General features: G+C 47.5%; 8 protein-coding genes. 4 read left to right on the forward strand and 4 right to left on the reverse strand.

The annotated features are described in order from the left end of the window. Window positions 1-1,302: 1,302 nt before the first annotated feature. Both ACJB0T_RS18580 and ACJB0T_RS18585 read right to left on the reverse strand, forming a co-directional pair. A complete protein-coding gene (locus ACJB0T_RS18580; RefSeq protein ID WP_479291749.1) occupies window positions 1,303-3,750 on the reverse strand; it encodes a bifunctional aspartate kinase/homoserine dehydrogenase II in 2,448 nt (815 codons plus the stop codon). Between the two features lie 6 nt (window positions 3,751-3,756). Then, complete coding sequence (locus ACJB0T_RS18585; protein WP_479291751.1) at window positions 3,757-4,926, reverse strand: O-succinylhomoserine (thiol)-lyase; 1,170 nt, start codon at window positions 4,924-4,926, stop codon at window positions 3,757-3,759. A 264-nt stretch (window positions 4,927-5,190) separates the two neighbouring features. Here ACJB0T_RS18585 and metJ point away from each other — a divergent pair, with 264 nt between their 5' ends. After that, a complete protein-coding gene (gene metJ, locus ACJB0T_RS18590; protein ID WP_006071165.1) occupies window positions 5,191-5,511 on the forward strand; it encodes a met regulon transcriptional regulator MetJ in 321 nt (106 codons plus the stop codon). Between the two features lie 156 nt (window positions 5,512-5,667). Here the strand turns inward: metJ and ACJB0T_RS18595 are convergent, their stop codons facing one another. Together ACJB0T_RS18595 and rpmE are read right to left on the reverse strand one after the other, a co-directional pair. Beyond that, entirely contained in the window at window positions 5,668-6,927 is a 1,260-nt protein-coding gene (locus tag ACJB0T_RS18595; protein WP_479291752.1) for a malic enzyme-like NAD(P)-binding protein, read from the reverse strand. A 350-nt stretch (window positions 6,928-7,277) separates the two neighbouring features. Next, on the reverse strand, window positions 7,278-7,496 hold the full coding sequence (gene rpmE / locus ACJB0T_RS18600; RefSeq protein WP_006071169.1) for a 50S ribosomal protein L31: 219 nt from the start codon (window positions 7,494-7,496) through the stop codon (window positions 7,278-7,280). 283 nt (window positions 7,497-7,779) lie between these two features. Here rpmE and priA point away from each other — a divergent pair, with 283 nt between their 5' ends. The 3 genes from priA to ACJB0T_RS18615 all read left to right on the forward strand — a co-directional run bounded on the left by priA (window position 7,780) and on the right by ACJB0T_RS18615 (window position 11,903). Beyond that, the gene (priA, locus tag ACJB0T_RS18605) at window positions 7,780-9,981 is read left to right on the forward strand and encodes a primosomal protein N' (RefSeq protein ID WP_479291754.1); all 2,202 of its coding nucleotides are present in this window, start codon (window positions 7,780-7,782) and stop codon (window positions 9,979-9,981) included. Between the two features lie 290 nt (window positions 9,982-10,271). Further along, window positions 10,272-11,279 (forward strand): DNA-binding transcriptional regulator CytR, encoded by a 1,008-nt coding sequence (cytR, locus tag ACJB0T_RS18610; RefSeq protein WP_479291756.1) that lies wholly within the window; start codon window positions 10,272-10,274, stop codon window positions 11,277-11,279. 81 nt (window positions 11,280-11,360) lie between these two features. Further along, on the forward strand, window positions 11,361-11,903 hold the full coding sequence (locus tag ACJB0T_RS18615) for an SPOR domain-containing protein (RefSeq protein ID WP_479291758.1): 543 nt from the start codon (window positions 11,361-11,363) through the stop codon (window positions 11,901-11,903). Window positions 11,904-11,957 lie beyond the last annotated feature (54 nt).

Genomic DNA, 11,957 nt, shown 5'->3' on the forward strand with positions numbered 1-11,957 from the left:
CAGATAAAACCTGTCTGTCTTTAAATGATGATTTTTAATTTTTTACGTTTAGACGTCTATATGTCTACAGAATGAAATGAATAGGTTTTAAAGTCAATAGAGGGATTATGAATTTTTTTCATGTGGTGAGTTAGGGAAATTGAAGATGGGGTTGGTGCCTTAAAATCACTGTTAACAATAGCTGCAAACCTATCATCTAGGTGTAAAGCTCTGTTGTCTACTTAAGGCTCCGTCAGCTACATAAAACTCTGTCATCTCCATAAAGGTCCGTCATCTCCTTGAAAAAGGAGATCTCTTGCCGAGAGTGATTCTGTTAAACAGAGAAGCAATACTGTGCATTCAGATACTGCCTAATTCAGATTAGTCACGCGCTTTAGGAGATCTTCACTTTCGCGAAGATGACGATATATTTCGGTTTTTAATGTGTACTGCATTCAACACAGTACACTCATCATCCCCTTGAAAAAGGGGATCTCGTGCGGCAAGTGACTCACATTATTTGAGTGCAAGACTCGCGGACAAAGATCCTCACTTTCGCGATGAGGATGACGATATATTTCGGTTTTTAATGTGTACTGCATTCAACGCAGTACACTCGTCATCCCCTTGAAAAAGGGGATCTCGTGCGGCAAGTGACTCACATTATTTGAGTACAATACTCACGGACAAAGATCCTCACTTTCGTGAGGATGACGATATATTTCGGTTTTTAATGTGTACTGCATTCAACACAGTACACTCGTCATCCCCTTGAAAAAGGGGGTCTCGTGCGGCGAGTGACTCACATGATTTGAGCGTAACACTTGCCGACAAAGATCCTCACTTTCGCGATGACGATATATTTCGGTTTTTAATATGTACTGCATTCAACACAGTACACTCGTCATCCCCTTGAAAAAGGGGATCTCGTGCGGCAAGTGACTCACATGATTTGAGCGTAACACTTGCCGACAAAGATCCTCACTTTCGCGAGGATGACGATATATTTCGGTTTTTAATGTGTACTGCATTCAACGCAGTACACTCGTCATCCCCTTGAAAAAGGGGATCTCATGCGGCAAGTGACTCACATTATTTGAGTACAATACTCACGGACAAAGATCCTCACTTTCGTGAGGATGACGATATATTTCGGTTTTTAATGTGTACTGCATTCAACACAGTACACTCGTCATCCCCTTGAAAAAGGGGATCTCGTGCGGCAAGTGACTCACATTATTTGAGTACAATACTCGCGGACAAAGATCCTCACTTTCGTGAGGATGACGGTTTATTTTGGTCACTTTTCTATGAATCTAGAAATCAAAAAAAGCTAGACATCAAATTCAAATCCGATTGAATCGCCCCAGCCGTCACTTCACGACCCGCACCGGGACCACGAATCACCAGCGGATTATCCTTATACCACTTACTCTCAATCGCAAAGATATTGTCACAAGGCAGAAGGTTCGCCAGCGCATGCTCTTTCGATAGCGCTTCAATCCCTACTCGCGCTTTACCTTGTCTATCCAAACGAGCAACGTAACGCAGCACTTTCTCTTCGCGCTGAGCTTTTTCTAGACGCTCTTGCAAGATTTCACTTAGTAGAGTAGCTTTCTCAAAGAAGTCTTCGAGTGACAACTCAGCAAGCTCTTCAGGAACCAAAGACTCTACTTCAACCGCATCAGGTTCGATATCCAAGCCCGATTCGCGCGCCAAGATAACCAACTTGCGCATCACATCAGAACCATCAAGATCTGAGCGCGGATCAGGCTCGGTTAAGCCCTGCTGCCATGCTAGGTCGACTAACTCGGCAAAAGGTACTGTGCCATCAAATTGTTGGAACAACCAAGACAAGGTACCAGAGAAGATACCCGACAGCGCAACGATGTCATCGCCGCTTTCACGTAGGTCACGAACGGTATGGTTTATGGGTAACCCTGCGCCCACAGTGGCGTTATAAAGCCAGTGACGACCAGTTTTCGAAAACGCATCTTGCACCGCATGATAATCATTACTTGGTGCTGAACCTGCGACTTTGTTTGCTGAGATAAGGTGCAGACCGTGCTCAGCGATACTCACATATCTTTCGGCTAGTGACGCGCTCGCCGTGACATCCAGTACCACACCTTCATCATAGCCTTGAAGTCCAGCTAAACGTTGCAGCCAGATGTCACCTTGGTACTCAATCGCTTCATCTTCGTAGCGAGCAAGCACCTGCTGCTCGTCGATACCTTCGTCATCAAACCAATAAGTCTGGCTGTCGATCACTGCGACTAGGTTGAAACTCATACCGCGACGTTTCTCAAGCTCGCTTTTCTGCTCTTTGAACAGCTCAAGCCAGCTTGAGCCAATGTTACCTTTACCACACAGCGCTACCGCAACGCGCTTTTGCGCTTGGAACAGCTGAGTATGTACCGATTTCACTAGCGGCTGAATGTCTGATTTGCGCAGTACAGCGGCAAGACTCAATTGCGACTCAGCTTCTGAGAAAAACTCTACTGGCGCATGTTTTAACTGCTGATAAAAACCAAAGCAATGATTGGCGTTTTTAGTTACGCCAGCACCAACAGCGGCCAACATGGAGTAACCTTCTTTAAGTTTTATCTCGGCTTCAATCGCTAGATCTTGCAGTTCAGTGAGAGCACCAGAGGCAATCTCTGCAGTGTAGGCAAGACGGAGACGATATTGGTCAGCTTGGGCTTCAAACGCCAACGGCGCCAGTTGTGCACGCTTAAGACCGTTAAGCACTTCGGTTTGGGCACGCTTAAAGTCGTGACCAGCAGCGAATGCCAACTCGATAAGCAGTACTTCATCGAGCGAGGTGATAATCTTTGCACCGCGTCCAGAGGCCAACACACGTTCAATACGCGTTGAGCCCGACTCAGGCTGATAACTGCATCGAAGACTCAGATCCATGGCACTTTGCGCGACAGGCTGAAGTGTACGACTGTGAAGCACAGGAGCAGCTAAACGCGCCAATTCACTGGCTTCATCCAATCGCAGCAATGGCAACAAGCAAGCGTCATTAACCACACGCGGGTCAGCACTATATACGCCTGCTACATCGCTCCAAATCGTCACGCAAGAAACTTCAGCCAATGCGCCAATCACAGTCGCAGAGTAGTCAGAGCCATTACGACCGAGCAGTACTGTTTCACCACATTCACTTTGCGCCATGAAGCCGGTAATTACCACACGATGATGCGCATGTTGAGCCAGTACTTCTTTAATCAGCGGATACGATTTAGCACGATCGACCTCTGGCTGAGTGCCGAACTCAGCGCGCAGAAACGCTCTTGCATCTTGTGCTACTGCTGGGAGATCACTTTGTCTCAGTAGTGCCGCCAATAGGCGTGAAGACCACACTTCACCATGACCCAGCACAGCAGAGCGCTCAGCATCAGTCAGTGGATAGCTAAGCTCACCCAGCGTACTGAATTCATCTTTCAGCTGAGAGATAAGGCTTTCCGCCTCATCACCAGTCAACAGCGATTCCACCATCTCAATCTGAAACTGACGCAGTGCTTGAAGGTGTTCATGGGCAATGCGCCCATCTTTATTGAGTGCATCGAGAAATTCAATAAGACGATTGGTGGTTTTACCCGCAGCCGAGACCACAATGAGATCTTCCTCATTGGAGTAGTCTTTTAAAATAGAAACGACGCGACGATAACACTCTGGGTCAGCTAAGCTGCTGCCGCCAAATTTGTGCAACTGCTTGTTACTCTTTCCGCCTAAGGCGCTGCTTAGGGTACTGCTTTGACTCATGCCGGCTTATCCTCCAAACGCAGATGCTTTCTCAAATGCCTGAGCAAGGTCATCAATCAGATCTTGCGCATCTTCTAGGCCAACAGAGAGACGAAGTAGCTGCTGAGATACGCCCGCTTCTGCTAATGCCTCTTCACCCATCGCACGGTGGGTCATAGATGCAGGGTGGCAAATCAGACTTTCTACACCGCCCAAAGATTCCGCAAGCGAGAATAACTCCAACTCACCGACAAAATATTTCAGTTGCTCAAAGCTACCTGCGAACTCAAAGCTCAACATAGAGCCAAAGCCAGACTGCTGTTTCTTAGCAACCTCATGACCCGGATGCTCTGGCAAGCTCGGGTGATAAATCACTTTCACCAATGGTTGCGGCTTAAGAAAATCTAGGATCTGTTGTGAGCTTTCTTCATGAACACGCATGCGAGCGCCAAGGGTGCGAATACCGCGCAGCGTCATGTAACTATCAAATGGCGTGCCCGTCGCGCCGATACAGTTGCCCCACCATGCGAGCTCTTCTGCGTGCTCTTCCGTTTTGGTGATCACCACACCGCCAATCACATCAGAGTGACCGTTGATATACTTAGTGGTGGAGTGGATTACAAAGTCAGCACCCAGCTCAAGAGGCTTTTGGTACACCGGTGTCAAAAAGGTATTGTCTACCGCCACCAGCGCGCCTACTTTTTTAGCTTTTTCACACACGGCGGCAATATCAACGACGCGCACTAGTGGGTTGGACGGCGTTTCAAGTAGGATAAGTTTCGGTTTTTTCTCAAGCGCTGCTTCAAAAGCTTGCTCATCGCTTTGATCAACAAACTGAACCTTGAAGTCCCCTTTTTGGGCGCGCGTGTTAAATAAACGGTAAGTACCGCCATAACAGTCGTGAGGAGCAATAATGGTGTCTTCTGGACCTAAGAAAGCCGAAACCCAAAGGTTAAGGGCAGAGGTACCACAGTTAGTCACTACCGCACCCTTACCTGATTCCAGCTCGTACAGAGCGGTTTCTAGTAAACCTCGGTTTGGGTTTCCTGAGCGGGTGTAATCGTAAGTCGGCACTTCCCCAAACGCAGGGAATCCGTAGTTAGTAGAAAGATAAATAGGTGGCACCACAGCGTGATGCTGGGTATCCGATTCGATACCAGTACGTACGGCTATTGTCGCTGGCTTCCGATTGCTCATAGAAACTTCCTTTCTCAAATCGCATGGCTAGAGCCACAGTGTCTACTTTTACCGGTAATATGGGAACCGGCAAACGCCACAAACGTTAAAGAATTAACATTGCATTAAAATAAATGTCCACATTCGTTGCCCCACTTTACTTTCCAAAATGTGAGACGTCAACACTTCCAGACGTCTATATGTCTTTGCTTATGGCGGTAAATCCCGCTAAAATTGCGGCATACTTACTACTACTATTTATGATTAACAGAGCGAAGGTGTGTAATGGCAGATTGGAATGGTGAATACATTAGCCCATATGCGGAGCACGGTAAAAAAAGCGAGCAGGTAAAAAAAATCACAGTGTCTATCCCGCTGAAGGTGCTAAAGGTATTGACCGATGAGCGTACTCGTCGCCAAATCAATAACCTACGCCATGCAACCAACAGTGAACTTTTGTGCGAAGCATTCCTGCACGCTTACACAGGTCAGCCGCTTCCAACCGACGAAGATTTGCGAAAAGACCGTCCAGACGATATCCCAACAGAAGCGAAAGAGCTGATGACGGCGATGGGGATTGAGTTTGAAGCGTTTGATGAAGAGTAGAGATTAAGAGCGGTCCTTGGTCCTTGGTCCTTGGTCCTTGGTAGAGACATTAAAAAAGCGCATTGGTTAATTATCCAATGCGCTTTTTGTTTATTTAGAGGTTGAAGATCAGCTCCTCCTAGGACCTAGGACCAAGAACCGCTCTTCCCATCTTTTTTAATCCATATAGCTTTCAGGCAACTCAATACGCGCCACACCCGATTCAACCGCCGCTTTCGCGACCGCTTTAGCCACACGAGGAAGCAAACGTGGATCCATCGGTTTTGGAATGATGTAGTCTTTACCAAAGGTCAGCGCCTCAACACCTGCGGCAGTAAGCACATCTTGTGGTACCGGCTCTTTCGCTAGCTCACGAATCGCTTCGACCGCGGCCAGTTTCATCTCATCATTAATCTCGCTTGCACGCACATCTAGCGCACCACGGAAGATGAACGGGAAACACAGTACATTGTTTACTTGGTTTGGATAGTCTGAACGACCCGTACCCATAATCAGGTCATCACGAACCTGATGAGCAAGCTCCGGTTTGATTTCTGGATCTGGGTTTGAACAAGCAAACACTATTGGTTTGTCTGCCATCAGCTTAAGTGCTTCTGGTGGCAGCAAATCAGGACCCGATACACCCAAGAATAGGTCTGCACCTTCGATCACATCTTCTAGCGTACGCTTATCTGTGTTGTTGGCAAACAGCTCTTTATATTCGTTAAGATCGTCACGACGCGTATGGATCACGCCTTTACGATCCAGCATGTAGATCTTCTCGCGCATTGCGCCACATTTGATCAAAAGCTCCATACAAGCGATCGCCGCTGCACCTGCTCCTAGGCAGACAATGATCGCTTCTTTAAGATCTTTACCTTGAAGCTCTATCGCGTTGAGCATACCCGCTGCGGTAACAATCGCTGTACCGTGTTGGTCATCGTGGAATACTGGTACATCACAACGCTCAATAAGACGACGTTCAATTTCAAAACAATCTGGCGCTTTAATATCTTCTAGGTTAATACCGCCAAACGTATCTGAGATGTTGGCAACCGTGTCGACGAACTCATCAATCGTGCGGTGTTTAACTTCGATATCGATTGAGTCCAAACCAGCAAAGCGTTTAAACAACAGCGCCTTACCTTCCATTACCGGTTTCGAAGCCATTGGGCCTAGGTTACCGAGACCTAAAATAGCGGTGCCGTTAGAGATAACCGCTACCATATTGCCCTTTGCGGTGTACTTATAAACGTTCTCAGCATTTTGTGCGATTTCACGCACTGGCTCAGCCACACCTGGGCTATAGGCCAGCGCTAGGTCAGCAGCAGAGTTGGCGGGTTTAGTTAACGCGATTTCAATTTTTCCAGGGACGGGGTTGGCATGGTAATCAAGCGCTTGTTGGCGAAATTCGTCGATTTGATGATCATCGGACATGGTTAGCGATCCTGCTTTTTTGAGACTGAATGGTATTGTTTTTTATGAGTATAAACCCGTTAATTTTTATTAGCTTTGCTTCTAAAGGGTTACATACACAGAGTGGGTACATTTGAACGGAGAGGAGGTATCTCAGATGTTCAATACTCTGACAAAGTGATACTTTGCAAAAACAATACTACGCGACTTCATCACGGTTTTGAATGGATGGACGAAATGAAAGCAGGAAAAAATTGGAAGTGAATACCAAAATCACAGGACTAAGATTGACACACAAAATGGACGCTACAGTCGCCCAGAAATGCAAAAAGGACGCCGAAGCGTCCTTTTTTAATCTGCAAAAGTAATCATTACTTCTTGCTAGATAGAGCACCGAAACGCTTGTTGAAACGATCAACACGGCCGCCAGTATCAACGATACGTTGCTTACCAGTGTAGAATGGGTGGCACTTGTCACATACGTCTAGGTGGATAGAATCTTTACCTAGAGTAGAGTTGAATTCGAATGTGTTGCCGCAAGAGCAAGTTGCTGTTACAGCTTTGTATTCTGGGTGGATACCAGCTTTCATGGGAAACCTCAATAATTTAGGCCGTGTCGCCATCCGATTCTAAGCCGGACACCACACGTAGTTAATAAATAGTCGATACCATCGCTCTACACTTCAATGAGGAAGCAAGAAGCCATGCCATCAAGGCGCAGTATAGTAATGAATAGTGCCATGGGAATCAACTAAAATTGCGACTTTTTTCGCCACCTTCGGTGAGCCTTAGCCGATAAATTGATTTCGCAGTCTATACAAGGCAGCCCATACCGTTAGAATAGACATCTTCTTTATCAATATCGACCTCATTATGCGCCCAAATGTCGCTCGAGTGGCTCTTCCAGTCCCGCTTGATAAACAGTTTGACTACCTCGTCCCTGCCCACCTATTTCCCGTGGTTGGCGGACGCGTGTCTGTTCCTTTTGGCCCGAAGACCTTGGTCGGTATTGTAATAGCGTTCAGCCACGAATCTGAATTTCCGATAGAAAAGCTAAAGCCAATCAAAGCAGCGCTCGACAGCTCACCCGTTTGGTCTAAACCGCTGTTCGATCTTATCTCATGGTGCAGCCTTTATTACCAATATCCGCTCGGGGACACGCTGAGCAATGCCTTGCCCGCGGCACTGCGCAAGGGGAAACCCGCTGAGTTTGCAGCAACCGTTGAGTGGCATATCACTGAGTCGGGAAAGAATCAGCTCATCTCAGGGTTTGGTCGAGCAGTGAAGCAGGCCAAAGTCATGAGCATGCTCGAATCTGGCCCATGCTCACATCAAGCCTTTGTCGATAATGATGTCAGCACGACCGTACTCAAGGCGTTGACAGAGAAAGGTTGGATCACATCCATAGAAAAGCAAACACAGTCCACCACTTGGCCAGAGGCGATCTGTAATGATCCGCTTGATCTTCGCTTAAACGCTGAACAAGCCGTGGCTATCGCTTCCGTGAATAGCCAAACCGAATTTGGTTGCTACCTGCTTGAAGGGGTGACGGGTTCAGGCAAAACCGAAGTTTACCTGCAAATGATTAAGCCAGTACTAGAACGTGGCCAGCAAGCTTTGGTTCTCGTGCCGGAAATTGGCCTCACGCCACAGACTATCAACCGCTTTCGTAAACGTTTCAATGTGCCTATAGAGGTCATCCACTCCGGACTCAATGACACCGAGCGCCTAAATGCTTGGCTAAGTGCACGTGATAAGGTTGCTGGCATTGTTATCGGCACCCGATCGGCGCTGCTAACACCGTTTGCCGATCTCGGCATCATTATTGTCGATGAAGAGCACGACACATCCTACAAACAACAAGATAGCCTTCGTTATCATGCTCGCGATGTGGCTGTGATGCGAGCGAACAAAGAGCAGATCCCAATCATTTTAGGCTCTGCAACGCCATGTATCGAAACACTGCAAAACGCACTTGCTGGAAAGTATCATCATTTGATCCTAAGTCAGCGCGCGGGGCTCGCCGTTCCGACCACCAATAAAGTCATTGATGTCAAAGGTCAGTTTCTTGAAGCTGGACTCTCGGCACCGCTTATCGCCGAGCTGCGCCGCCATTTAGAGGCGGGCAACCAGGTGATGCTATTCCTCAACCGCCGTGGATTTAGCCCTGCTCTGATGTGCCACGAATGTGGCTGGACAGCAGAGTGTCACCGCTGCGATGCGTACTACACCTATCACCAATCAAGTAATGAAATTCGCTGCCACCATTGTGGCTCGCAGCGCCCTATCGTTCATCAGTGTGAAGGGTGCGGATCGCATCAATTGGTCACCGTAGGCGTGGGGACTGAGCAATTAGAAGCACAGCTAGAGAGCTTATTTCCCGAATACAATACCATTCGTATCGACCGTGATAGCACTAGGCGCAAAGGCAGCCTAGAAGCCGCATTGGACGCTATCAAGAAGAATGAGTATCAAATTTTGATTGGTACTCAAATGCTCGCCAAAGGACACCACTTCCCCAATGTGACGCTTGTGGCGCTGTTGGATGTCGATGGTTCACTATATAGCAGTGACTTTAGAGCCTCAGAAAGGCTGGCACAACTCTTTATCCAAGTTGCTGGACGCGCAGGTCGCGCCAGCAAGCCAGGCGAAGTACTGCTACAAACTCACCACCCAGAGCACCCATTGTTGCAAAGCTTGCTGCATAAAGACTACCGACACTTTGCCGAGACCGTTATTGAAGAGCGTAAACTCGCTAAGTTACCACCGTTTAGCTTTTTAACCTTGGTTCGTGCCGAGGCCAACAACAGTCAGGATGTCGAAAGTTTCCTAAGACAAGTACGCTATTCACTAGAGGCGCATCCACTATTTGATAACGCTTGCATGGTGCTCGGTCCAACACCGGCTCCGATTGCTAAGCGCGCCGGAAAAGCAAGATGGCAACTGGTGTTCCAAGTACCAAGTAGGCCTCAGATGCAGAAGATTATTAGCGCAGCAAAACCTGTGATTGCTCAGTTACCTTTGGCCAAAAAAGTACGCTGGTCACTGGATGTCGAGCCGCAAGATCTCAGCTAGACATTCATTCTCATTAGAACACAGGGTGAAAAGGTTAATGACAAATCCATAAGCAACGTTAGTTGTGATATGCTTCACAATTGTTTTGCAAAATCTGTTAATCAGGCCGTAACTTTCATTCGAGAAATGAATAATGTTTAGTATTGGTTCATGATTGCAACAATATATCCAATAAATCTATTTACTAGATAAATTAATCATTTAACACAAGAATAACCCAGACGGAAAGAGAACAATAAATAATACCACTTCCCGATAGGTTCAGACATACAGAGAGAGGACACACGTTTATGGCGACAATGAAGGATGTTGCCCAGCTTGCAGGCGTCTCAACGGCTACGGTTTCGAGAGCTTTGATGAACCCAGAAAAAGTGTCATCTTCTACACGTAAACGTGTTGAAGATGCTGTTTTGGAAGCTGGTTATTCTCCCAATTCACTCGCACGCAATCTTCGCAGAAATGAATCCAAAACCATAGTGACGATTGTTCCCGACATTTGCGACCCGTATTTTTCCGAGATCATTCGTGGTATTGAAGATGCCGCAATGGAACATGGTTACCTGGTGTTACTGGGTGACAGTGGTCAGTCGAAAAAACGTGAAACCTCATTTGTAAATCTCGTGTTTACCAAACAAGCTGATGGAATGCTGCTACTCGGTACGGACCTACCATTCGATATCAGTAAGCCTGAGCAAAAAAACTTGCCACCCATTGTCATGGCGTGTGAATTTGCACCAGAACTTGAGCTACCTACGGTTCATATTGATAACCTCACCTCAGCGTTTGAGGCAGTTAACTACCTCTCCAACCTAGGTCATAAGCGAATCGCACAAATCGCAGGTCCTGACACCGCGTTTTTGTGCCGCTTTAGACAACAAGGCTACCAGCAAGCACTGCGCCGAGCAGGGCTGCCGATGAATCCAGCTTATACTGTCAAAGGGGACTTCACATTTGAAGCGGGCGCGCGATTGGTTCGTACCCTACTCGCCTTATCTGAGCCACCGACTGCTATATTCTGTCACAATGATGTGATGGCCATTGGCGCAATGCAGGAAGCGAAGAAGCTCGGCCTGCGAGTTCCTCAAGACTTATCTGTGGTCGGTTTTGATGATATTCAATTTGCTCAATACTGCGATCCACCGCTGACTACGGTGTCTCAGCCACGTTATGAGATTGGCCGCCAAGCGATGTATATGATGCTTGAAGTACTCAAAGGCGTTGACGTTCGTGCAGGCTCACGCTTATTGGATACCGAACTTGTGATCCGCGACAGTGCGGCTCCTCCAAGAATCCTATAGTTGGCACGATACTGACTTGCAACTTGACCTTGCGGTATTTACCATGAGGTCAGTGAGTTATTTCAATCAGAACCAATCTAAGTGGCAAACCGAGACTATGTAAGACGGGGTAAAGGCACCAGCCGTCGCCCTGCAAAAAAGAAAACTTCCGGTAAGAAACCCTGGCGCAGTGGCTTGCTAGCGATTTTGCTCGCCAGTGGCTTTGGTTACGGGTTGTACCTACTAAGTAACGACCCTGAGCCAGCCAAGCCAGCTCCTGTGGCCACCAAACCAGCACCAAAGCCGAAGCCTGCGAAGCCAATCCCACCACCACCTGAAGAAAAGTGGGACTATGTGGAAACCTTACCAAAGCGTGAGGTTGAGGTGAAAGCCAAAGAACAAGTGGTTTCTAAGATCCCTTACATCATGCAGTGCGGTGCGTACAAAACGCTAGCACAAGCAGAGGCACGGAAACTAGACATTGCCTTCCAAGGAATCTCAAGCCAAATTCGCAAGAAGGAAAACAGTAGCTGGTTTAGAGTCGTGCTGGGTCCTTACAAGCTCAAACGCGATGCGGAGCGTGATAAGCATAAGCTTCAGCGCGCTAAGATTGAGCCTTGTGCTATTTGGAAGGAAGCGCAGTAGGTCCTTGGTCCTTGGTCCTTGGTCCTTGGTCCTTGGTCCTTGGTCCTTGGTCCT

This window comes from Vibrio sp. CB1-5 (assembly GCF_059412285.1).

Coding starts and splice junctions, on each gene's coding strand:
- rpmE (WP_006071169.1), bottom strand. CDS start 7,496: ATGAAAGCTGGTATCCACCCAGAATACAAAGCTGTAACAGCAACTTGC.
- metJ (WP_006071165.1), top strand. CDS start 5,191: ATGGCAGATTGGAATGGTGAATACATTAGCCCATATGCGGAGCACGGT.
- ACJB0T_RS18595 (WP_479291752.1), bottom strand. CDS start 6,927: ATGTCCGATGATCATCAAATCGACGAATTTCGCCAACAAGCGCTTGAT.
- cytR (WP_479291756.1), top strand. CDS start 10,272: ATGGCGACAATGAAGGATGTTGCCCAGCTTGCAGGCGTCTCAACGGCT.
- priA (WP_479291754.1), top strand. CDS start 7,780: ATGCGCCCAAATGTCGCTCGAGTGGCTCTTCCAGTCCCGCTTGATAAA.
- ACJB0T_RS18580 (WP_479291749.1), bottom strand. CDS start 3,750: ATGAGTCAAAGCAGTACCCTAAGCAGCGCCTTAGGCGGAAAGAGTAAC.
- ACJB0T_RS18585 (WP_479291751.1), bottom strand. CDS start 4,926: ATGAGCAATCGGAAGCCAGCGACAATAGCCGTACGTACTGGTATCGAA.